Origin of the sequence: Mycobacterium sp. (assembly GCF_032162605.1) — a bacterium.
In the GTDB taxonomy this organism is placed as follows: domain Bacteria; phylum Actinomycetota; class Actinomycetes; order Mycobacteriales; family Mycobacteriaceae; genus Mycobacterium.
In genome coordinates, this window is the sequence record NZ_JAVROT010000146.1 from 1 (window position 1) to 20,745 (window position 20,745).

General features: G+C 67.9%; 22 protein-coding genes and 2 pseudogenes. 12 read left to right on the forward strand and 12 right to left on the reverse strand.

Annotated features, from left to right (window positions below; all coding sequences use genetic code 11):
* The 3 genes and pseudogenes from QOI01_RS08785 to QOI01_RS08795 all read left to right on the forward strand — a co-directional run.
* Positions 1 to 356, forward strand: a pseudogene (locus tag QOI01_RS08785) (hypothetical protein); the annotation flags it as partial.
* A complete protein-coding gene (locus QOI01_RS08790) occupies positions 353 to 772 on the forward strand; it encodes a TIGR03668 family PPOX class F420-dependent oxidoreductase (protein WP_526379961.1) in 420 nt (139 codons plus the stop codon). The pseudogene QOI01_RS08785 and the gene QOI01_RS08790, both read left to right, overlap by 4 nt.
* Before the next feature lie 12 nt (positions 773 to 784).
* Positions 785 to 1,048 (forward strand): hypothetical protein, encoded by a 264-nt coding sequence (locus tag QOI01_RS08795; protein ID WP_526379963.1) that lies wholly within the window; start codon positions 785 to 787, stop codon positions 1,046 to 1,048.
* Between the two features lie 57 nt (positions 1,049 to 1,105).
* On the opposite strand, the gene car is transcribed toward QOI01_RS08795, so the two are convergent.
* Positions 1,106 to 4,684, reverse strand: coding sequence for a carboxylic acid reductase (gene car, locus QOI01_RS08800; RefSeq protein WP_526379965.1), 3,579 nt, complete (start codon positions 4,682 to 4,684; stop codon positions 1,106 to 1,108).
* Between the two features lie 186 nt (positions 4,685 to 4,870).
* On the opposite strand from car, the gene QOI01_RS08805 reads away from it, so the two are divergent.
* On the forward strand, positions 4,871 to 5,797 hold the full coding sequence (locus QOI01_RS08805) for a class I SAM-dependent methyltransferase (RefSeq protein ID WP_526379967.1): 927 nt from the start codon (positions 4,871 to 4,873) through the stop codon (positions 5,795 to 5,797).
* A gap of 96 nt (positions 5,798 to 5,893) precedes the next feature.
* Here the strand turns inward: QOI01_RS08805 and QOI01_RS08810 are convergent, their stop codons facing one another.
* The 4 genes from QOI01_RS08810 to QOI01_RS08825 form a co-directional block, all read right to left on the reverse strand.
* Complete coding sequence (locus tag QOI01_RS08810; RefSeq protein ID WP_526380014.1) at positions 5,894 to 6,787, reverse strand: DMT family transporter; 894 nt, start codon at positions 6,785 to 6,787, stop codon at positions 5,894 to 5,896.
* 62 nt (positions 6,788 to 6,849) lie between these two features.
* The gene (locus QOI01_RS08815) at positions 6,850 to 7,203 is read right to left on the reverse strand and encodes a phosphotransferase (RefSeq protein WP_526379969.1); all 354 of its coding nucleotides are present in this window, start codon (positions 7,201 to 7,203) and stop codon (positions 6,850 to 6,852) included.
* A complete protein-coding gene (locus QOI01_RS08820; protein WP_526379971.1) occupies positions 7,175 to 7,498 on the reverse strand; it encodes a hypothetical protein in 324 nt (107 codons plus the stop codon). Before QOI01_RS08820 ends, QOI01_RS08815 begins: the two co-directional genes overlap by 29 nt.
* Positions 7,486 to 8,418 (reverse strand): LacI family DNA-binding transcriptional regulator, encoded by a 933-nt coding sequence (locus QOI01_RS08825; RefSeq protein ID WP_526379973.1) that lies wholly within the window; start codon positions 8,416 to 8,418, stop codon positions 7,486 to 7,488. Before QOI01_RS08825 ends, QOI01_RS08820 begins: the two co-directional genes overlap by 13 nt.
* Before the next feature lie 832 nt (positions 8,419 to 9,250).
* Between QOI01_RS08825 and QOI01_RS08830 the strand changes: the two genes are divergently transcribed.
* From QOI01_RS08830 to QOI01_RS08840, 3 genes are all read left to right on the forward strand, one after another.
* A complete protein-coding gene (locus tag QOI01_RS08830; RefSeq protein WP_526379975.1) occupies positions 9,251 to 10,036 on the forward strand; it encodes an SDR family NAD(P)-dependent oxidoreductase in 786 nt (261 codons plus the stop codon).
* A gap of 106 nt (positions 10,037 to 10,142) precedes the next feature.
* A complete protein-coding gene (locus tag QOI01_RS08835) occupies positions 10,143 to 10,796 on the forward strand; it encodes a nitroreductase (protein WP_526379977.1) in 654 nt (217 codons plus the stop codon).
* A gap of 49 nt (positions 10,797 to 10,845) precedes the next feature.
* Entirely contained in the window at positions 10,846 to 11,505 is a 660-nt protein-coding gene (locus QOI01_RS08840; RefSeq protein WP_526380016.1) for an O-methyltransferase, read from the forward strand.
* 57 nt (positions 11,506 to 11,562) lie between these two features.
* On the opposite strand, the gene QOI01_RS08845 is transcribed toward QOI01_RS08840, so the two are convergent.
* Positions 11,563 to 11,991: a type II toxin-antitoxin system Rv0910 family toxin gene (locus QOI01_RS08845; protein ID WP_526379979.1), complete on the reverse strand. Its 429-nt coding sequence runs from the start codon at positions 11,989 to 11,991 to the stop codon at positions 11,563 to 11,565.
* Between the two features lie 9 nt (positions 11,992 to 12,000).
* A complete protein-coding gene (locus QOI01_RS08850) occupies positions 12,001 to 12,993 on the reverse strand; it encodes an alpha/beta hydrolase (protein ID WP_526380018.1) in 993 nt (330 codons plus the stop codon).
* Positions 12,994 to 13,322: 329 nt separating this feature from the next.
* On the opposite strand from QOI01_RS08850, the gene QOI01_RS08855 reads away from it, so the two are divergent.
* A complete protein-coding gene (locus QOI01_RS08855; RefSeq protein ID WP_526379981.1) occupies positions 13,323 to 13,724 on the forward strand; it encodes a hemophore-related protein in 402 nt (133 codons plus the stop codon).
* On the opposite strand, the gene QOI01_RS08860 is transcribed toward QOI01_RS08855, so the two are convergent.
* On the reverse strand, positions 13,721 to 14,554 hold the full coding sequence (locus QOI01_RS08860; RefSeq protein WP_526380020.1) for a rhomboid family intramembrane serine protease: 834 nt from the start codon (positions 14,552 to 14,554) through the stop codon (positions 13,721 to 13,723). The two genes, QOI01_RS08855 and QOI01_RS08860, sit on opposite strands and share 4 nt — an antisense overlap.
* A 73-nt stretch (positions 14,555 to 14,627) precedes the next feature.
* Complete coding sequence (locus tag QOI01_RS08865) at positions 14,628 to 15,431, reverse strand: acyl-CoA thioesterase (protein WP_526379983.1); 804 nt, start codon at positions 15,429 to 15,431, stop codon at positions 14,628 to 14,630.
* 118 nt (positions 15,432 to 15,549) lie between these two features.
* On the opposite strand from QOI01_RS08865, the gene QOI01_RS08870 reads away from it, so the two are divergent.
* From QOI01_RS08870 to QOI01_RS08880, 3 genes and pseudogenes are all read left to right on the forward strand, one after another.
* Positions 15,550 to 15,873 carry a hypothetical protein gene (locus QOI01_RS08870; protein WP_526379985.1) on the forward strand — a complete coding sequence of 108 codons (324 nt, stop codon included), beginning with the start codon at positions 15,550 to 15,552 and terminating at the stop codon, positions 15,871 to 15,873.
* Positions 15,874 to 16,081: 208 nt separating this feature from the next.
* Positions 16,082 to 16,426, forward strand: a pseudogene (locus QOI01_RS08875) (RNA polymerase sigma factor); the annotation flags it as partial.
* 140 nt (positions 16,427 to 16,566) lie between these two features.
* Positions 16,567 to 17,418 carry a hypothetical protein gene (locus QOI01_RS08880; RefSeq protein ID WP_526380031.1) on the forward strand — a complete coding sequence of 284 codons (852 nt, stop codon included), beginning with the start codon at positions 16,567 to 16,569 and terminating at the stop codon, positions 17,416 to 17,418.
* Here QOI01_RS08880 and QOI01_RS08885 read toward each other — a convergent pair.
* From QOI01_RS08885 to QOI01_RS08895, 3 genes are read right to left on the reverse strand one after another with little or no spacing between them, the layout of a single operon-like run.
* The gene (locus tag QOI01_RS08885; RefSeq protein ID WP_526379987.1) at positions 17,411 to 17,833 is read right to left on the reverse strand and encodes a hypothetical protein; all 423 of its coding nucleotides are present in this window, start codon (positions 17,831 to 17,833) and stop codon (positions 17,411 to 17,413) included. The two genes, QOI01_RS08880 and QOI01_RS08885, sit on opposite strands and share 8 nt — an antisense overlap.
* A gap of 4 nt (positions 17,834 to 17,837) precedes the next feature.
* A complete protein-coding gene (locus tag QOI01_RS08890) occupies positions 17,838 to 19,094 on the reverse strand; it encodes a DUF58 domain-containing protein (RefSeq protein WP_526379989.1) in 1,257 nt (418 codons plus the stop codon).
* Positions 19,091 to 20,056: an AAA family ATPase gene (locus QOI01_RS08895; protein ID WP_526379991.1), complete on the reverse strand. Its 966-nt coding sequence runs from the start codon at positions 20,054 to 20,056 to the stop codon at positions 19,091 to 19,093. The genes QOI01_RS08890 and QOI01_RS08895 overlap by 4 nt, the downstream gene beginning before the upstream one ends.
* 154 nt (positions 20,057 to 20,210) lie before the next feature.
* Here QOI01_RS08895 and QOI01_RS08900 point away from each other — a divergent pair, with 154 nt between their 5' ends.
* On the forward strand, positions 20,211 to 20,732 hold the full coding sequence (locus QOI01_RS08900; RefSeq protein ID WP_526379993.1) for a hypothetical protein: 522 nt from the start codon (positions 20,211 to 20,213) through the stop codon (positions 20,730 to 20,732).
* Positions 20,733 to 20,745 lie beyond the last annotated feature (13 nt).

Consider the following 20,745-nt stretch of genomic DNA (forward strand, 5'->3'; position numbering starts at 1 on the left):
CCCGCTCGGCCATCGTCGCGCTCGTCGCAGCGTCGCTCGCCGTGGTCGCACTAGTCGTTTCGGTCGTACTTCTCGCCTTCCGCGGATCCTCCGGCGACGAGAAGGTTCCCGCTCCGACCGAGACGACGACGGCACCGACCACCGCGACCACCCCGGTGATCACCAGCGAGCTGCCGCCTCCGCCCCCGCCGCCTCCTCCTCCGCCTCCTCCGCCACCGCCGCTGCCGCCGTCGGCTTCCGAGATCGAACGGGCGCCGGTGATCATCCCTCGACAGCCCACCAACACCAAGAAGCCCGAATTTAACGTCACCCGGTCTCCGCTCAGCGTCAGCCCGCAGATGCCGAAGCGGCGATGACGGAGTTCGACGTCGAGGCCGCGTTCGCGAGGGCCCCCGTCGCCGTGCTCGCGACGGTCGGCGCCGACGGCGCACCGCACCTCGTGCCCGTGGTGTTCGCCGTCAGGACGAGCGGCGAGGCCACCACCGTCTACACCGCCGTCGACGCCAAGCGGAAGTCGACGCACCGACTGCGACGACTGGCGAACATCGCCTCGAACCCCAGGGTGAGCCTGCTGGTCGACCACTACGACGCCGACTGGACGCAGCTGTGGTGGATCCGCGCGGATGGCGTTGCGGCCGTTCACGAGAGCGGTGAGGAGATGGCCATCGGCTACGCGGCGCTACGACACGAGTACCCGCAGTACGAACGGGTCGCACTGGACGGGCCGGTCGTCACGGTCACCATCACGCGCTGGTCGTCCTGGCGGGCCTGAGAGGGGCACCACATGGCATGTCGCATCATTCAGTGGGGTACGGGCGCGGTCGGCAAGGAGGTGCTGGCGACCGTTCTCGACGAGCGGTCCGGCCTCGAATCGGCAGGCGTCAGAGTTTATTCCGATGACAAGGATGGCGTCGACGCCGGCGTGCTGATCGGCCGCGAGCCCGCCGGGGTGCTCGCGACCACCGAAGCCGAGCGGATCCTGGCCCTCGACGCGGACTGCGTGGTCTACACGCCGCGGCTGCACAGCCTCATCGGCTTCGGCAACTAGCGATTTCGGCGCGCTCAGTCGCGATGAACGCAACCCAGCGCGCCGAAATCGCGAGGTTTACAGCAGGCCGAGGACCTCCAGGTCGGTGATGTACTTGACGATCACCGGCGCGGAGATGTGCGGAATGTCCTTGTCCGGGCCGATCTTCGCGTCCTGCACCGCCGCGCGGAACCGGTCCGTCGGGGCCATCGACCCGTTGATCGGGTGCTCGGGCGTCTGATAGTTGTGCAGCAGCGGCAGCAGCGACGCGTTCCGTTGCTTCTCGGGCAGCGCCCGCAGCGTGGTCTCGAACCGCGACAGCCAGTCGCCGTAGCCCTCCACGCGCCGGATCGAGTAGCCGGCCTCGACCAGCCAATCCACGAACTCGTCCATGCCGATGCCGTCGTCGTATGGGTTCATCACGTGATAGGTCTGGAATGCCGTCGTATCCGTCTCGATTAGATGCGCGCCCAGCGTCGCGATGGCGTCGGCGATGAACTCGACGGGCAGGCCGTCATAGTGCGCCCGCTGCCGCTGGCCGTCGGCGCCCAGCTCGTAGAACGAGGCAGGCGCCACGCCCGTCGCGACCAGGCTGAGCATCATGCGGGTGAACATGTCGGGCAGGTTGAGCTGTCCGGCGTAGGTGGTGTCCGCCAGGATCATGTCGCAGCGGAACACCGAGACGGGCAGACCGAACTGGTCGTTCGCCTCGCGCAGGAGCACCTCACCGCCCCACTTGCTGTTGCCGTAGCCGTTGGCGTAGGTGTCGTCGACCTTGCGGGTGGCGCTGACCACGCGGACGTCGGCGTCCTCGGTGTTGTCGGCGGGGTTCATCCCCGCACCGACGGCCATCGTGGACACGTAGACGAACGGCTTGATCTTCGTCGTCAGCGCGATGCGGATCAGCTCCGCGGTGCCGAGCACGTTCGGCCCGAACAACTGGCTGTACGGCAGCACGTGGTTGACCAGCGCCGCGGGGTCGACGATCAGGTCGACGGTGTCGGCCAGCCGCTGCCAGGTGGCGTCGTCGAGGCCCAGGTTCGCTTCGCCCTTGTCGCCTGCGAACACCTCGAGGTGCTCGGCCGCCAGGGCTTGGTAGTGCGCCAACAGCTTTGGGTCACCGCTGTCGAACGTCGCGTCGAGACGGGCGCGCGCGGCGGCGTCATCCTTGGCGCGGACCAGGCAGATGACCTTGCCGTCGACCAGGTCCATTCGCTCGAGCCACTCGAGCGCCAGGTAGCGGCCCAGGAATCCCGTTGCGCCGGTGAGCAATACGGTGCGAACCTCGGAGGCTGGCCCGGGTAGCTTTGAAGCCGTTGAAAGAGTTTCAGGGCCCATGAACTTGTCCAAGGTCAGCTCGCTGGCGTGCACCTCGGTGGCGTCGCGGCCGTGCACGGCGTCATAGGTCGGCCGCTTGGCCCCGCCTGCGCGCTGCGTCTCGACATAGGCGGCGATGGCGGCCAGGTCGCTGGCCGGGCTGACGATCACGCCAACGGGCACGTCCACGTAGAAGATCTCGTGCAGCAGGTTGGCGAAGGTCAACGCCGACAACGAGTCTCCACCAAGATCGGTGAACTGGGCATCGGGCTGCACATCGGTGGCGGCTGCGCCGAGCAGCGCGCTGGCGGCGCGGCTGACGGTCTCCAGCACCGGTTGATCGGCGCCGCTCTGCCGTAGCGCACGCAGCTCCCCCGCCTGGCCGTCGGCCATGTCGACGTACAGCTGCTCGAGCTCAGCGGCGTAGCGTTCCTTCAGTCGCGGCCACGCCAGCTTGCGGATGCCGGTCAACAACCCGTTCTCCAACGTGAATGGCGTCGTCTCGACGATGAAATCGCGGGGCACCTCGTAGGACTGCAGACCCGCCGTGCGTGCCGCGTCCTTCAGTGACGCGCTGATGACGGACTTGAGTTCACGTGCGTCGTAACGGGATTGGGCATCTTCGGTCGGCACGACCACGGCCAACAGGTAGGGCCTCGCACTGTTGCCGTAGATGTAGATCTGTCGCACCAGCGGGCTGTCGGTGAACGCCGCCTCGAGCTTGGAGACCGTGACGAACTCGCCCTGGGACAGCTTCAGCACGTTGTTGCGTCGGTCCAGGTACTTCACCTGGTCGAGGCCGAGGTCGGCGACGATGTCACCCGTCCGGTAGTAGCCGTCGGCGTCGAACACCTCGGCGGTGACCTCGGGTCGCTTGTAGTAACCGGGGAAGAGCTGATCGGACTTGACCAGCAGCTCGCCGCGGGGATGCGGCACGTCGGTTCCGTAGTACCCCAGCTCGGGCACGTCGACCAGCTTGTAGTCGATCACCGGTGGACGCCGGATCACGCCGTCGACGAAGACTGCGCCCGCCTCAGTCGAGCCGTAGGCCTCCACGAGGTGCATGTCGAGGAACGACTCCACCCACGACTTCAGTTCTGGCGAGATGGGGGCGGATCCGGTGATGGCGGTGACGAAGCGACCGCCGAGCAGGCTCTGACGGAGATCCACCATGACATGCTCTTCGCCCGCGGCATCCGAGACGCCGCGCCGGTCGACCTCGCTGACGTACTCCTGGTAGAGCATGTCCCAGATGCGGGGCACGAAGTTCATCTGCGTGGGCCGGGCCAGCGCCAGGTCCTCCAGGAAGGTGGACAGGTCGCTGCGGGCGGCGAAGTACACCGTGCCGCCGCTGGCCAGAGTTCCGTACAGGACGCCGCGGCCCATGACGTGGCTCATCGGCAGGAAGGCGAGCGCGATCGTGGGCAGCACGCCCTGGTTTTCGTCCCAGTGCGAGTTGGCTGCCGAGCGCCACATGTTGGCGACCTTGGCCTCCGGGTACATCGCACCCTTGGGAGCACCGGTGCTGCCGGAGGTGTAGACGAGCAGCGAAAGGGGGTCGTCACCGTCGGCGACGACCGACTGCGGCGCGGTGAGTTCGCGGCCGCGGGCGAGCACGTCGGTCAGGGTTTCGACGACCACGCCGCTGTGCTGCAGCCGCACCTTCGCCGCCTCCAGTGCCTCGCGTTGGTCGTCGACCTCGTGGGCGAAGTCGAACACGATCAGGCGGGCGGGGGCAGGGTCCGCGGAGACATCTCCCGAGTCGCTTCGCTCCTGCTCTCCGGCGAGGATCAGCTCCACCGCGTCGTCGACGAAGTCGATGCTGGACGCGATCACGGCGGGTTCGGTCTCGGCGATGATCGGCTGCAGCTGAGCCTGCGGAGCACTGGTCTGCAGCGGCACCGACACCGCGCCGAGTTGCGTAGTGACGATGTCGAAGGTGGTGTAGTCGACGCTGGTGAAGCCGAGGATGGCAATACGGTCCCCGGGCTGGACGGGCTGGTTGTGCAGCGCGGCGCCGAGGGCCTGCACGCGCTCCCACAGCCCGCCGTAGCTGACGGTGTCGAAGCGGGGCAGCAGCTTTGCCGTGGTGCGGCCACCGTCGGTGACGTACTCGACGGCCCGCTGCCCCAACGCAGGCCGGTCGGCGTAACCCTCCAAGACGGCGCGGACGACGTCGGGCAGTCGGCCGGCCTTGTCGGCGGCAGCGGTGACGGCGTCATCGGGCTTTGCGGCGGCGAACTGTTCGTCGTCGGTGGACAGGTCGGCGATGCGGCGCGCGAGGCGCGCTTCGCGAGTGTCTGCGTCACGCTCTTCGCGCGAGCGCTCATCATTCGACATGAGAAATCCCCTACGTACATGACTGAAAGTCGGTTCTGGTGAGGCTTCCCTGCCGCACCTAGACACAACAACGTTAGCAAAACTAAGGATATGCCCCAAATGCCTGACCTGGCAGTTTGCTGTGAGCAAGGCCACTCTGGATGACATTTGTTATAGTGTCTAAGTAATACCTTTGAGAGGCGGACGATGACACGGACCAACGACGACACCTGGGATCTTGCGACCAGCGTGGGGGCTACGGCGACCATGGTGGCGGCAGCGCGGGCGATCGCGAACAACGACGAATCCATCGACGACCCGTTCGCCGAGCCACTCGTGCGCGCGGTCGGTGTGGACTTTCTCACACGCTGGGCGACGGGCGACCTGACGGCCGCGGACGTCGACGACGAGGGCACGGCGTGGGGCCTCGCGCAGATGCCCGCCGCGATGGCCGCGCGCACCCGGTACTTCGACGAGTTCTTCGCCGACGCGGCGAAGGACGGCATCCGGCAGGCCGTGATCCTGGCGTCCGGACTCGACGCCCGCGCGTACCGGCTGGACTGGCCCGCTGGAATGACGGTGTTCGAGATCGACCAGCCCGAGGTCATCGAGTTCAAGGCGACGACACTGGCCGGCCTCGGCGCCGAGCCGAAGGCCAACCTGCACACGGTGGCCATTGACCTACGCGAGGACTGGCCGACGGCCCTTGAGGCGGCCGGCTTCGACACCACCAAGCCGTCGGCGTGGATCGCCGAAGGACTGTTCGGCTATCTGCCCCCCGAAGCGCAGGACCGTCTGCTGGACGCCGTCACCGAACTGGGCGCGCCGGGCAGCCGACTGGGCAGCGAGGCCGTGCCGAACCAGGGCGACGTCGACATGGACGCAGCACGCGAGAAGATGCGCGAGTCCACCGCCAAGTGGCGCGAGCACGGCTTCGACCTCGACTTTGCCGAGCTGGGATTCCACGGCGAACGCAACGACGTCGGCGCTTACCTCGGAGCCCGCGGCTGGACGTCGGTCGGCACGCCGATGGGGGTTCTTCTGGCCTCCAACGGCTTCGCGGCGATCCCGGATACCGGCGATGATCAGCCGACGATGAACGGCGTCACCTACTACACGTCGACGCTGGGTTAGCTTCCCTCTCGCGCGAGCGTGCGCGTCTGCTCACGACACGCCACGGCAATACGGCAGTCTGCGCACGTTCGGGGCGAAGATCAGCGCTCGGCTGGGTCACGCGGCGGGGCGAGCCGGCTCGATCTCGAGTTCGGCCTCGTAGGCGCCTTCGCCGCGGCCGAGCGAGAAGGTCGCCGCGGTCATCGCCGCGACCGTGAGGACCAGGGCGATCAGCTCGTAACCGCTGACGTCGAGTTCCTCGCCAAGTACGACGGCACCGAGGCAGACGGCCACGACGGGTTCGAGAACCAACATCGTCGGCACAGACGTCTGGAGCGCACCCGCATGGAATGCGGACTGTTGTAGCAGGGTCGCCACGACGCCGACCACCAGCAACACGTACGGCGCCGGGGTAGAGAGCAGGCCGAGCGCGCCCCGCTCGCTCAGCAGGTGCATGACGATCTTGGTCACGACGGCCACCACCCCGAACAGGACGCCGACGGCCACGGCGAACAGCACCGCCCGCTGCAGGCCGTCCGTGCGGCGGGCGAGCACCACGCAAGCCACGATGACGATGCCACAGAGCACGGCGACGATCGTCGAGACGGGAAGGGACGCCGCGCGTCCCTGCGGAGCGGGGCGGCCGAGCAGCACGAAAAGCGCAAGTGCCAACGTCAGAAGGCCCGCCCACAGCCATTCTCGACGGGTGACGCGGCGGCCGGCCAACCGCGCGCTCAGCGGCAGCGCGAACAGCAGCGCCGACACCAGAAGCGGTTGGACCAGGATCAACGACCCCTTCATCAGGGCCAGCGCCTGGAACCCGTAGCCGGCCACCGCCGCGGCGGTGCCCGCCCACCAGACCGGTCGTCGCAGCAGGGTGGCGATCATGACGGTGCTCACGCCCTGGTCAGAGGGCACGTCCATGGTGGCGCGCTGCCGGACGACGATGCCGACGGCCATGCAGACGGCCGAGCACAACGCGAAGAGGACGACCAGTCCGTGGCCCAACAACGTCCTCGACACCCTTCATCGGTCATGCGACTGTCCCCGCCGCTTACACCGTAGAGGTGCGACTAGCCTGCTTCGAGTCGAGTGTCCTTCTCGGCGTCCAGACACGAGGTGGGATCGATGCGGTCCCAGAGCGTCAGGCCGTGCGCGACCGAGGCGCGGTACCTCAGCCGAACCTCGTCGCGCGACGGCAGCTCGTCGGCGGGTAGACCGAGGGCATCGCGGTACTCGGCGAGAAGCGCGCGTTCGTGGCCCCTGCGGTCCTCGGTGGTCAGGGCGACCTGCAGGAAGTAACCGAGGTCCAGCGCGAAGTTGCCGCGCCGCGCGACCTGCCAGTCGAGGAACCCGACGTTGCCCGTAGGCGTCAGGTAGGTGTTGCCGATGTGGGCGTCACCGTGCAGCAGCGTCACCGACGACATGACGAGAGTGCGGATGTAGGGCCTTCCAGACGTCGTCGATCAGGGCGTCGATGCTCAGGGCGTGCGCCGGGGCGTCGTCGCCGAGGCGTTCCAGCCCGGCGGGCAGCGGTACGTACTGCGTGCCGTCCCATGGCACGAACGGCTCGAGCCAGTCGAGTTCCGGCCGCTCGACGCGGTGTCCCCAGAATTCGCCATGCAACCGGGCCAGTCCGCGGACCCCGTTGCCCGCCTGCTCGACGGTGAGCGGCCTGGTCGCATCGCGCGGGTCGGCGCAGTGGGCCGTCAGGTCCTCCATGACCAGGATGAAGTCGTTCCGCCTCGTCGATCAGGGCCGCGTAGACCAACGGATGCTCCAGCGGGAGAACGACTTTCGGCTCGAACAACCGCGGGCTCGTGCAGGAGACCGCTGGTCATCTCGATCATCGCCCTGTGATCAGGGTCGACGGCCTTCACGAACACGGTCGCGGGACCGGACCCGGCGGAATAGGTCACGCCGAGTCGGGCACGCCGGTTGGTGCCGTCGTCGCGAAGGTCGACGGTGACCTTCTCGACCGTCGCGTCGGGGTGGTGTCCCGCGAGCGCCGCCGTCGTCCACTCCGGCGTGATCTCGTCCCAGTCCTGACGAGGCTCGCCGTCACGGGATGAACGCGGGAAGGCTGTCCCAGCCGCGGATGGTGGACGTCGACGACAGCACCGCATTGGGCAGGTCGACCTCCCACCGATCGTCAGATGCAGCGTGCCCATCGCATGCAGCTGCGCGCTGCCGAGGTGGATCTGCGGGATGTGCGCGGCCGTCACGGCTTCGAGAGTGGCACCACCCAGCGGGAACACGCTCGTCACCGCAATGGGGTTGAGACTGGCCACCGCATCGACGACGTTGCGGCCGTCGTCGGTCTCGAACTGCAGCGAAAGCACCACGCCGTGGCGGGCGAGTGCCGTGGTCAACCTGCTGCCGACCTCAAGCAGCAACTCGCCCAACGAGATACGCGGAACGACGTAGAGCATCACACCGCTGCCACCGACCGCCAGATTGCGGGCCGCGAGGTTCGGCCGGTAGCCGAGTTCCTTGGCCGCCGACTGCACGGCAGCCTTGGTCTGCGCCGAGATCGTCTGGCCCGCGACGTCGTTCAGCACGTAGGTGACGGTCGCCGGAGAGACGTTGGCAAGGCGAGCGACGTCGGCCTTGGTCGGTCTCGCGGCTCCCCTGACACCCATGGGGTCATCATCTCAGGTGGCCGGAGTCGGCGCGGTGTCTATGTCGCGCCATGGTCAGCATCCGGCTCCGACCACGGTAGGAGACGAAGACCGGACTTCGGCACGATGCGGATCGGGGTGCCCACTTCCTAGCGTCGAGGGATGACATGGTCACTACCGAAGTGCGCACTCCGCGGCTGATGGTCACTGATGGAGGGGTTCGGCTCGGTGCGACGTCGATCGTTGGCGCGCCTTCCGCGACCAGGGATCGATTCGCCGCATGGGTCAGAAGGGCCCTCGCCGGTGTCCGCGGGGCCGTTGCGAGGCCGCCAGAGCGTCCGCCCAGGGGAATGTACTATCCACCGTCATTCAGCAGGGCGTTCGAGACCTCGATCGTCGATCGCGAGCGTAGAAGGCTTTGGCGGCAACGTTTTTCGCCGCGCGGAGGCGGCCACGGCGGCTGCCCTGAGGTGCGACGACGGCGGTGCGCGAGCCGGTGTTCGGCGTTCTCGAGAACGTCTCGGATCGCTCCTCGCCGAGGCCTTCAGCCTGGTAGCGGATGGCAGTCCGTCGACCATCAACTTCGAGGCTGACCGTCGAGGTGGTGCGCGTAAGCGCTTGGAGCCCTTCACCGTCCGCACCCTCCGGGCGGATCTCGAGTACCTGCTGGAACTGGTCACGGCCGAGGCGGTCGATCCCAGATCGGTCTCCGCACGTCCTGGGAGGCCGTAGCCGACGCGGCGGGAGCACTGCTCGACCGCACGGTCGTCGGCAACGCCGTGCTGGAGCTGCCCTAGGTGGGCCGCCCCTTGTTGTGCCCCAAACACGCCGACGACAGGGGAAGGTATGGGGCATGGACATGCACCTCACGGACAAGGTCGTCGTCGTCACCGGAGCGAGCAAGGGAATCGGCCTGGCCGTCAGCCGGGCGTTCGCCGAAGCAGGGGCCTTCGTCATCGCGGGCGCCCGGCATAACACCCCCGAACTGCAGGAGCTCGAAGCCGCCGGGTCGGCCACCTTCATCGCCGCCGACCTTTCGACAGCGCAGGGTCCACACGGGCTGATCGCCGCGGCCGCCGAACGGGGGGGCGTCGACGTCCTGGTCAACAACGCCGGGGCGGTGGCCACCCGCTTCGACGGCATCCTGTCGGTCACCGACGAGGAGTGGGATGCCGCGCTGTCACTGAACTTCATGTCGGCCGTACGCACCACCCGCGTGGCCATCCCGCAGATGCTGGCCCGTGGCGGCGGCTCGATCGTGAACATCGGCTCGGTCAACGCTACGCTGCCCGAGTGGAACATCGTCGACTACAGTGCCACCAAGGCCGCGCTGGCCAACTACGCGAAGAGCCTGTCGAAGGAGTTCGGCCCCAAGGGAATTCGGGTCAACACCATCAGCCCTGGGCCGGTCTCGACCGGTCTCTGGCTGGCCGAGGACGGCGTGGCCGCCAAGTTCGCCTCCGCCAGTGGCGCGACCCCCGACGACGTGGTGGCCTCCGTATCGGCCGGCGCACCGACGGGACGGTTCACCACCCCGCAGGAGGTCGCCGACCTTACCGTCTTCCTGGCCAGTAGCCGTTCGGGCAACACCACCGGGTCCGACGTCCGCATCGACGGCGGCTACGTCACCACCATCTGACCCACCCCAACTATTGCGATTTCGGCCCGCGCCATAGCGATTTCGGCGCGCAAAACCGCGGTGAGCGCGGATTAGCGCTCCGAAATCACCAAGAAGGGAGGCAACGATGTACGACCTGGAAGACGCCATCGCAGCTCGTCACTCGACGCGCCTGTTCCTCCGCGGCCGCCCGGTGCCGACGGCACTGGTGACCGAGGCGCTCGAACTCGCCGTCCGGGCGCCGTCGAACTCGAACATCCAGCCGTGGCGGGTGGTATTCGCCTCCGGCCCTGCGCGTGACCGCTTGGTCGAGGCCTTGCTCGCCGACGCCGACGCCGGGGCGCCGGAGGTGCCGCCGCTGCCGGAGGAGTTCGACCACTTTCGGCGCGACCTCGGCGCGCTGGTCTACGGAACGATGGGTGTCCCCCGCCACGATGCCGAGGCCAGACGCATCGCGGTCCGACGGAATTGGGAGTTCTTCCGGGCCCCGCTGGCCGGCATCGTCTGCATACACCGCGATCTGGACTTCGTCGACGCGCTCGGTGTCGGGATGTTCCTGCAGACGTTCATGCTGGCGCTGACGGCCCGCGGCCTGGGTACTTGCGTGCAGGTGTCGATCGCGGGCTACGCGGACACCGTCCGGGAGCAACTCGGCATCGGCGACGACACCAGGATCCTGTGCGGTCTGGCGATCGGCTACCCGGACCCGGACTTTTCCGCCAACGCGCTCCACGTCCCCCGCGATCCGCTCGAACACAACTTCAAGTTCCTCGAGAACTGACGGCCCGAGAGGAACAAAGCACGGACACGGCGCCGCCGCGTAGCGTCGAATCATGAGCACACTTACAGACACCAAGATCGCCTCGGCGCTGGATCGGATGTACACCGAGTCCCACGAGCAGATGACCCAGCTGCGCAACGACGGAGGCCGGTTCGCCGATCTGGCAACGGCCACCGCACAGGAACGCGCCGACGCGCTGAGCGACGTGTACATGCCCGTCACGCCCGAGGCCGGACGGTTGCTCTACTCGCTGGTGCGCGCGACGCGCCCGCAGACCGTCGTCGAGTTCGGCATGTCGCTGGGGCTTTCCGGCATCCACCTGGCGTCGGCCGTGAAGGACAACGGCAGCGGCCGCGTCGTCACGACCGAGTTGAGCGCCGCCAAGATCGCGACGGCCAAGAACAACTTCACCGAGGCAGGCCTCTCCGACCTCATCACGGTGCTCGAAGGCGACGCACTCGAGACTCTCAAGACGGTCGACGGCCCGGTCGACTTCGTCCTGCTCGACGGCTGGAAGGAGTTCTACCTTCCGGTCATCGAGCTGCTGGAGCCGCACTTGACGCCTGGCACGCTGATCGTCGCGGACAACACGAACATGGCCGAGACCCAGCCCTATCTCGACTATGTCCGCGATCCGGACAACGGGTATGTCAGCGTGAACTTCCTCGCCAGGGACAGCGACAGCATGGAGATCAGCTGCCGGGTCTGACACGGGGCCGCGGAGGGACGGACGTCAGCAGCAACCGCGACGAAGTGGCGATACCCGTTACTGAAGGCTCGCCAGGTTCTGCACCGACCGCTTGACGTCTCCCTTGATCAACCGCGCGACCAGGCTGCCGACCGGCCCGCTGAGGACGGCGCCGCTGAGGTCTGCAACGAGGTGGAAGGTGGTGCCGGGATGGTCGTCGGCGATGTCGGTGGTCAGCGAGATCTGGACCCCCCCGAAGCCCTTCCCGCACATCTCGATGCGCCTGGGTGCGTCGTAGTTCGTCACTTCCCAGTGGATGGTGTTCCGGAAGCCCTTGATCTTGATCAGGGACGAAACCTCGGTGCCCTTCTCGATGACGTCGGGCACGGGGCTGCGCCAGCCGCCGAAGATGGTCAACCACTCGTCGAAGCGCCCGAGGTCGGACGCGAGCGCCCACGCCTTGTCGGGAGCGAGCTTGGAGGTCACTGACACGTCGACACTGGCCATGCCTCACTTCTACCCCACTAGCGGCGCGACGGCAGGCGGTGGCACGGCAGGCGGTGGCACGGCAGGCGGCGCGACGGCAGGCGGTGGCACGCCAGCGCCGAGCACTCTGAGCAGGTCGGGCTTCATCGCCTGCAGTTGAGCGCCCCAGTACCCCCAGCTGTGGGTGCCGTCGTTCGGGAAGTTGAAGACCGCGTTGTGCCCACCGAGAGCCAGGTACTGCTTCTGGAAGTCCTTGTTGGTGTTGATGGTGATGTTCTCCAGGAACTGAGCGCTGTACTGAACGCCGAAGTCGCCTGACGCGTCCAGGTCGGACGTCCTGCCGTTGCCGCAGTACACCCAGATGGCCGTGTTGTTCGCGACGAGTGTCGGTAGGTTGACCATCGGGTCGTTGCGCCGCCAGGCTGGGTCGCTCGCGACGCCCCACATGTCGGTGGAGTTGTAGCCGCCCGCGTCCTTCATGGCGAAGCCGATCATGGTCGGCCACAGACCCTGCGACGGGTTGAGGAAGCCCGACAGCGAACCCGCGAACACGAACTGCGTCGGGTAATACGCTGCCAGGGTCAGCGCGGCTCCGCCGGACATCGACAGGCCCACCACCGCGTTGCCGGTGGGTGCGACCCCCTTGTTGGCGGCGAGATATGCAGGTAGCTCCTGGGTCAGGAACGTCTCCCACTTGTATGTCTGGGTGCCCGCGCTTCCCGTCGCCGGGCGGTACCAGTCGGAGTAGAAGCTGGACTGCCCGCCCACCGGCATCACCAGCGACACCCCGGACTGGTAGAACCACTCGAATGCCGCGGTGTTGATGTCCCAACCGCTGGCGTCGTCCTGTGCACGCAGGCCGTCGAGGAGATAGACGGCGTGCGGGCCGCCGCCCTGGAACTGGACGTGGATGTCGCGTCCCATCGACGGCGAGGGCACGCTGAGCAGCTCGATGGGCAGGCCCTCGCGCGAGTACGCCGCGGCCGTCGGCACGAGTCCGACGCCGCCGACCAGCCCCGCCATCGCCGCCACGACGAGCGCGGACACGGCCAGCCGTCGCGTCCACGCGCGTCGAACTCCACTAACGAACGTCGCCAACACGGCTGGATCCCATCTCTAGTGCACCCTGACTCCGGCAAGCTAACAGCGCCGTCAAGGGCGGCCGCGGCCCCCGCGCCGTGGCGTAATCGGCTTGTTATCAAGGTGTTCCGCGATCGGCGATTCGCCACGACATGGGAGCCGCCAGTATGTGGACTGTGAGCGTCGTACCGATTACCTGTGAATTACCTCCTAAGCCAAGCGCCATGGCGTCCTTCACGGCAAACTCTTCTCAAACACAAAGGAGCACGTCCATGTCAGCCATTGGATCACCGGCCCCGTCATCTCGTGGATGCACCGCGCTTCGCCTGACCGGCGGGGCCGTGCTCGCCGGTGGGCTGATCGGCACGACCCTGTTCGGGGCCCTCCCCTCGGCCTTCGCCAACGAGGATCCGGCCCTGAACCCACCGAACTGCACGGCGGCCGACCTGGAGGGCGTCCGGTCGGGCGTCTCCGCCTCGACGTCGGCGTACCTGTTCAGCCATCCGGACTACAACTGGTTCGTGACCAGCCTCGAAGGGCTTCCCAGGGAACAGGTGTCGAAGCAGATGAAGGACTATCTGAACGTTCACCCTGACGTCAAGAACGACATCACGGGGATCCGGCAGCCGCTCTTCGACATCAAGGACCGGTGCGGCGCGCCGCCCAGCCCCTAACCGACACCCACCAACAGGCTGGTCGTCCGCCACCAGATGAGAGCAGCGAAGAGCAGCACCACGGCGAGCGAGAGACCGGCCTGGATCAACACGCGGTTCTCCCTCGGCGAGTAGGCGTACGTCCAGCCCACCGCCGCGCCGGTCACCAGTCCGCCGATGTGGCCCTGCCAGCTGATCCCAGGCGCCACGAAGGTGAACACCAGGTTGATGACGATGAGCCCGACGACCCACCGAACGTCGAAGTTGAGCTTGCGGGCCAGGACGAACGTCGCGCCGAAGAGCCCGAAGATCGCCCCCGACGCGCCCAACGTCGCACCATCCACCGGTGTGACCAGATAGACCAGCACGGACCCGCCAAGGCCGCTCAACGCGTAGAGACCGAGGTAGCGCGTGCGGCCCAACCACTGTTCCAGCGGACCACCGATCACGTAGAGCGCCCACATGTTGAACAGGATGTGCATGAGGTCGGCGTGTAGGAAGGCCGACGTCCCCAGGCGGTATACCTCGCCGTAGTGGGCGATCCCCCACGGCCAGAGGACGAACGCCTTGGTCACGTCGGGCGCCGCCTTCTGCAGCACGAACATGACCACGTTCGCCACGATCAGCGTGTAGGTGACCCACGGGCGGCTCGTCGGCTTCCCGCCGAAGGCCGTCTTCACCCGGCGCACCGACGTGGCGCCCTCGTTGACGCACTCGACGCACTGGTGGCCGACCGCTGCATCGCGCATGCAGTCGGGGCAGATGGGGCGATGGCAGCGGGTGCAGCTGACGTACGTGCCCCGGCCAGGATGCCGATAGCAGCTCGGCGGGGCTGCTGGCGTGCTCGGCATGCTGGGTGTGCTCACACTTCATTCTCTCCCAGCCGGAGCGACCGGCGATGCACCGCTCGGCCAGCTTCGAGCATCAGAATCGCCACAGCGCTTCCTGGCTGGTGCTGGCCACCAACGACCCCGCCAGGTCGTACATCGAGCCGACGACGAGTCCCCGCGCGTCGGCGTTGTTGAGCGGGTTGACCTCATAACGGTGCCACTCGGCCGGCACGAACGGGCGGTGGAACCAGACCGCGTGGTCGAGGCTCGCCGCGTAGCCGGCCGCGGTGCGCAGCGGTGTACCCGGCGGCCGTGCGACGGGGACGGGGCCAATGTCGGACATCAAGGTCAGCGTGCAGGCACGGACGAGCGGGTCGTCCTCGATCGGGTCCCTGGTCCTGATCCAGAACGGGGGCACCACGAACGGCGAATCGTCGCCGGGGGTCGCGCGTATCTCGAAGCGGCCCGCGAAGCCCAGGTCGGGCTCCTTCGGGACGGCGGCGTCGAAGTCGATGCCCGGCGGCGGAGTCGGATGCCAGTCGGCGCCCTGCTCCGGCCGATGAAACGACGCGATCATCTCCAGGATGGTCTTGCCGTGCTGTATGGCGGTGACCTGGCGGGTGTCGAACGACCGGCCATCGCGGGTCCGGACCACGTTGAGTTCGACGTCGACGCCGTACTCCCCGCCGCGGACGAAGTAGAGGTGCAGCGACTGCGGCAGCTTGTCGGGCTCGACGGTGGCGCCCGCGGCCGCCAACGACTGGGCCGCGATCAGTCCGCCGAAGAGGCGTTTACCCGGGCCGCCGGACGGCTGTGGTGCGACGAAGACGTCGCCGTCGCGCTGGAAGTCCAGCAGTCGGGCGATCCAGCTGGGCCGATCGAACTTGACACCTGTCATCGGTGGGAACCCTAGCCGCCAGGAAGAGATCTCCGAAAAAAGTGAGGGAATTCGGGCGCCCCGATGCTCCTACCTGTGATCGCGGCATACCGGCCGCGACAAACACAGGGAGAACACCATGAACGCCAACCTCACCACCCTCCGCAATCTCACCACCGCCGCCCTCGGAGCCACGGCCGTCGCCATCGGCACACTGGCGATGAGTGCCCCGGCCACCGCCGCCACCAACATGAAGCCGACGTGCGAGCAACACCGGGAGCTGTACGCCGCCGGGGCAACACTCGGTGTGTACAGCACGCAGCGACGTGGGGTCGACCGCGACCAGATCTGCAAGGTGTACGACGCCAGCCACCAGCTCCTCGGCACTACCACCGCCACCGATTACGGCTACTACCGGTTCACGCAGCGGCCCGTCACGGCCGGCCAAGTCCAGGTTCGTTAGTTCCGGGGACGACGGCTGTTCACGAGTCATTGCCAGACGGGTAGGCCGCGACGATGCTGTTCTCCTTGGCACGCGAGGGGTGTGCTGTGGGGGTGGAGCCATGACCAGTGGCGTGCTGCTGGCACGGGCCGCGGCCGCCGGCGACCGGCTGGCTTTCGCCGAGATCTACGATCGCTACGCCGACCGGTTACACGACTTCTGCGTTGCCATGTTGCGGGACCGGGACGCCGCCGCGGACTGCGTGCAGGACGTATTCCTCACCGCGGCAACCAAATTAGTCCAACTGCGCGAACCCGATCGATTGAGGTCGTGGTTGTATGCGATCGCTCGCTCCGAGGCGCTCTCCAGGATCCGTGACCGCAAGCGTGAACAGCTCAGCGAGGAACTACCCGAAATGCCCAGCGACGACGCAGATCTGGCCACCTTGGCGGCCCGCAGCGAGCTGGCCGAACTCGTCAGGGAAGCCAGCAACGGGTTGTCCGACCGCGACCGCGTGGTGCTCGAGTTGGCGTGCCGCCAGGGACTCGACGGCCCCCAACTCGCGGACGCCCTTGGCGTCACACCGAAGAACGCCAACCCCTTGGTCGAACGACTCCGCGACACCATCGCACGCTCGTTGGGCGCGCTGCTGCTGTGCAAGCGCGCCAAGGCCGGCCCCGACCGCTGTCCCGAACTCGCGGCGATCCTGGACCTGTGGGACGGCCAGTTCACGGTGTTGATGCGCAAGCGCGTCGCCAGCACATCGACGGTTGCGTGGTCTGCGAGGAGGAACGCGCCAGGATGGTCAATCCGGCTGCGCTACTCGGCGCCGCCCCGGTACTCGTTCCCGCGCCTGCCTGGCTGCGCGAACAGACGCTGGACCGTGCGGTGCTCGACGTGCCCCCGGCCGGGCTCGCCCCCGTCGGTCCCGAGGACGACGCCTCTTGGTGGCCTCCGCGCGATCTCGACATTGCCGACCTCCCTTGGGGATCCAACTCCGGCGGCCGCCCGTTGCGGGCTGCTCTCGGCGCCGTTTTGGTGCTGGTCGCCATCGGCGGCGCAACGGTGCTCGGCGCGCCTGCCGCGTTCCGGGTGGTTCCCGCGGACTCCAACGAACCGATCACCCCGACGTCGACCACCACTGCGGTCACCACCCCGTCGGTCGCTCAACGCACTGCGCCCAGCGACACTCCTGCGATGCTGCCACCGGCGGTCGTCCCGACGACGACCGTCGTCATCGCGCCGCCCACCGAGACCACCTACGACCCAGGGCCATCCGACAAGCCACCGCCGAGAACCCCCAAGGAGACGCCGGAGACCGCCACGCCAGTGACCACCCGTCCCAAACCAAGCCCTCAGCAGGACGACGAGGACGAGCAGCAGCCTGCGCCCGTCATCGACCCACCCAAGAACGAACCGTCGAGCGACGCACCATCTACCACCGATTCGCCGGTGAAACCAAAGCCCAAACTGCCCACCAAGATTCCGCCGCAAGAGAAGCTCGAACCGGACTGCCCGCCGCAGGACGACACCTGCAACGGGGGTGGCGGACCCGTCATCAGCTGACCAGCGGCGCGATGACGATCACGTAGATCGCCACCACGGCCAACGGCGCCACCAACGGCACCCACGGCAACGCCAGCTGGATGGAGGTACCGAGCACGGCGGCGGCAGAAAGGCCAAGGGCGCCAAGCACTGTCGGCGCCGTCAGCGAGGTCGACGTGTCACCTGCCCTCGCGTGCTGCAGCGCAAGGTAGACCGTCGCCGCCAAACCGGCCAGCGCGGCGATCACCGGCGACGGACCCGAAAGCGCGAGCGCCGCGGCAGTCGCCACCACCGCCACCGTCGCGGACACGCGGGACACCAGCCCCACCACCACCGCCGCCAGTGCCAGCGCCGCGACGACGAGCGCGGGGCCGCCGCTCTGGACGGTTCCCGCGGCCACCATCAGCAGGCCGAACGCGAGGGACAGTGCACGCATCCCGTCATCTCCTTCCCGAGACGCGGCGGCGGCGCGGAACCAGATGCAGCACCTGGTCCAGGGTTCCGTCCACGGACCAGGGCACGACATCCACACCGATCGTGCGCATGTCGCGGTACATGAACGCCCGTTGCATCGACCACATCCGGGCGATGAGCGGGTCATCGAGGTCGTCGAACGGCGCGCCGTCGAGAACGTCCACCGCCACGACGACGTGCCCTCGGCGGCACAGGTCGATCAGCGCCAGCGCGAAGTCCGTGTCGAGAAGCGTAGAGAACGCGACGACGATGGCGCCCGGCGGGATCGCCGCCCGCGGTGCGAGCGTGCCGGTCGTGGTCTCGTGCCCATCGCCTGCGCCGAGCATCGCGTCCAGCACGCGGTAGAACTGGCGGCGCCCGATGTCGGCGCCCATCCATCTAGGCGTCCCGCCGAGCGCGACGACGCCTGCCCGGTCGCCGCTTCGCAGCGCGCTCTGCACCACCTGGACGGCGCCGCGCACGGTCCGCTCGGTGGACTCGGTGGCGGGTCCCGGTGGCTGGTCGTGGGTGTCGACGAGCACGACGACGTCGGCCGCGCGCTCACTCAGCCGCTCGGTCACGTGCAGGCTGCCACGCCGGGCGCTCACCGGCCAGTTGACCGTGCGCAACTGATCGCCCGGCACGTACGCGCGGATGCCGCCGTACTCGACACCCCTGCCGACGTGCCGTGTCATGTGTGAGCCGAGTCGATCGAGCAGTTCGGTCCGCGGCAACGTAGTGGATTGTGCTGGGGCGACGGGGAATACGAAGACCTCGGCCACCTCGGTGTTCGCAGCCGCGGCGCGCCCCACTAGCAGACCGCCCCTCGCGCCGACGCCGACCCGCAGCGTGATCGGATACCGGCCCCACCGCTCGGCGCGAAACACGACCGCGATTCGTCCCGACGGCCCCTCCGAGACGTCGAAGGACGCGCCAACGGCCGTGACGACCGTGACGTCCACCGGGGCGCCGTCGCTCGCCGTGGCCCAGACCGTCAGCCGAACCTCTTCGTCCTCGAAGCAGCGCACCAGGGCTGGTTCGGCATGGATCTGGACGCTGGGCGGCTGCCGCTGCCAGTGCAGCGACACCAGCGCGCCCAGCAGCGGTGCCGCGAACGCGACGAGCTGCCAACGGGATCCGATGAGCGCGGCCGCGAGGGCCACCGCGGCGCACGTGGCCAGCGAGAGGGACAGTGATGAAGCGCGCCAACGCATCTCGACGTCAGCGCTACCCGTCTCGGTCATGTCGCGCCGCGGGTGCGTGGCACCGGGAGTCGCCGCAGCAGCTCCTCCACCACGTCGACCGTCCGCACCTGCCGGACCCACATCTCTGGACGCAGGCTGATGCGGTGTGCCATGGCGGGCACGGCCAACGCCTTGACGTCTTCGGGAATGACGTAGTCACGGCCGGCCAGCAGCGCACGCGCCCGGGAGAGTTGGACGAGATCCAACTCGGCGCGCGGGCTGGCGCCGACCGCGACCTGCGGATGCTGTCGACTCGCGGTCGCCAACGACACCACGTACTGCAGGACGTCCTCGTGCACCGTCACCTGCTCGACCGACTCGCGCATGGCGATGAGCCCAGCCGCGTCGACGACGCGCTCGACGGTGGGCTCGACCGAACCGCGGTCCAGGCGGCGGCGCAGCATCGCCGCCTCGTCGTGTTCGGTGAGGTAGCGGAGCTCGAGCCGGATCGTGAACCGGTCGAGCTGCGCCTCGGGCAGCGGGTAGGTGCCCTCGTACTCGATGGGGTTGTCGGTGGCCAGCACGATGAAGGGCTCCGGCAGTCCGTGGGTGACACCGTCGATGCTCACCTGACGCTCGGCCATCGCCTCGAGCAACGCCGCCTGCGTCTTCGGCGGCGTCCGGTTGATCTCGTCGGCCAGAACGAGATTGCTGAAGATCGGCCCAGGCCGGAACTCGAACCGGCCCGACCGCATGTCGTAGATGGTCGAGCCGAGCAGATCGGCGGGCAGCAGGTCCGGCGTGAACTGCACACGCTTGAACTCCAGGCCGAGGGCGGCGGCGAAGCAGCGCGCGATCAGTGTCTTTCCGAGTCCGGGAAGGTCCTCGATGAGGACGTGCCCGCGGGCCAGCAGCGCGGTGAGGATCAGCGTCAGCGCTGGGCGCCTGCCCACGACGACGCGTTGGATCTCGTCGAGCACCGCCTCGCAGTGGGCAGCGGTCGTGGTGACGGTTGGGCTCATCTTGTAGTTGCGGCGTGGAGACCTCTGGCTTGAGTCGGGGGAGGGTGCGCCGCTTCTCCTTTCGGTGCTTTGTCGGTGGTAGGGGTTACGTTGCGAGGGTGTCGCGATATCGGCTGCTTCCTACTGCTGAGCAGGCGGCGGCGTTGGCTGAGCATTGCCGCCAACTCGGTATGTGTGGAACCTGGCCGTCGAGCAGCAACAGTATTGGCGGCCGGGACGCCACGCGCCCGGCTACAACGAGCAGTGTGCGCAGTTGACCGAGGCCCGCGCCGAGTACGGGTGGCTTTGTGCGGCGAGTCAGACGGTGCAGCAGCAGGCGTTGCGGGATTTCACGCAGGCGATGCAAAACTTCTTCACCGGCACGCACCGTCGCCCGACGTGGCGCAAAGCCGGTGTGCACGAGGGGTTCCGGCAGGTCGCGGTCAAACCGCATCACGTCGAGCGGCTGAACCGCCAGTTCGGTCGGGTGTGGGTGCCCAAGGTGGGCTGGGTGCGGTTCCGGCTGCCTCGCCCGGTGCCCGCGGGGGTCACGTCCTACCGGGTCACCCGGGATCGCAACGCCGACGTCCATGCTGCACGCAACATCGCCGCCGGACGGGCGGTGACTGCACGGGGAGACCGCGCCGGTAGGCGGTCTGCGAACCGTGAACCTCAACTTTGCTCGCCTCCTACGTAGGTAGTGGGTGTGG

Coding starts and splice junctions, on each gene's coding strand:
- QOI01_RS08790 (WP_526379961.1), top strand. CDS start 353: ATGACGGAGTTCGACGTCGAGGCCGCGTTCGCGAGGGCCCCCGTCGCC.
- QOI01_RS08795 (WP_526379963.1), top strand. CDS start 785: ATGGCATGTCGCATCATTCAGTGGGGTACGGGCGCGGTCGGCAAGGAG.
- car (WP_526379965.1), bottom strand. CDS start 4,684: ATGTCGAATGATGAGCGCTCGCGCGAAGAGCGTGACGCAGACACTCGC.
- QOI01_RS08805 (WP_526379967.1), top strand. CDS start 4,871: ATGACACGGACCAACGACGACACCTGGGATCTTGCGACCAGCGTGGGG.
- QOI01_RS08815 (WP_526379969.1), bottom strand. CDS start 7,203: ATGTCGTCGGTGACGCTGCTGCACGGTGACGCCCACATCGGCAACACC.
- QOI01_RS08820 (WP_526379971.1), bottom strand. CDS start 7,498: ATGGAGGACCTGACGGCCCACTGCGCCGACCCGCGCGATGCGACCAGG.
- QOI01_RS08825 (WP_526379973.1), bottom strand. CDS start 8,418: ATGGGTGTCAGGGGAGCCGCGAGACCGACCAAGGCCGACGTCGCTCGC.
- QOI01_RS08830 (WP_526379975.1), top strand. CDS start 9,251: ATGGACATGCACCTCACGGACAAGGTCGTCGTCGTCACCGGAGCGAGC.
- QOI01_RS08835 (WP_526379977.1), top strand. CDS start 10,143: ATGTACGACCTGGAAGACGCCATCGCAGCTCGTCACTCGACGCGCCTG.
- QOI01_RS08845 (WP_526379979.1), bottom strand. CDS start 11,991: ATGGCCAGTGTCGACGTGTCAGTGACCTCCAAGCTCGCTCCCGACAAG.
- QOI01_RS08850 (WP_526380018.1), bottom strand. CDS start 12,993: ATGGCGGGGCTGGTCGGCGGCGTCGGACTCGTGCCGACGGCCGCGGCG.
- QOI01_RS08855 (WP_526379981.1), top strand. CDS start 13,323: ATGTCAGCCATTGGATCACCGGCCCCGTCATCTCGTGGATGCACCGCG.
- QOI01_RS08860 (WP_526380020.1), bottom strand. CDS start 14,554: ATGCCGAGCACGCCAGCAGCCCCGCCGAGCTGCTATCGGCATCCTGGC.
- QOI01_RS08865 (WP_526379983.1), bottom strand. CDS start 15,431: ATGACAGGTGTCAAGTTCGATCGGCCCAGCTGGATCGCCCGACTGCTG.
- QOI01_RS08870 (WP_526379985.1), top strand. CDS start 15,550: ATGAACGCCAACCTCACCACCCTCCGCAATCTCACCACCGCCGCCCTC.
- QOI01_RS08885 (WP_526379987.1), bottom strand. CDS start 17,833: ATGCGTGCACTGTCCCTCGCGTTCGGCCTGCTGATGGTGGCCGCGGGA.
- QOI01_RS08890 (WP_526379989.1), bottom strand. CDS start 19,094: ATGACCGAGACGGGTAGCGCTGACGTCGAGATGCGTTGGCGCGCTTCA.
- QOI01_RS08895 (WP_526379991.1), bottom strand. CDS start 20,056: ATGAGCCCAACCGTCACCACGACCGCTGCCCACTGCGAGGCGGTGCTC.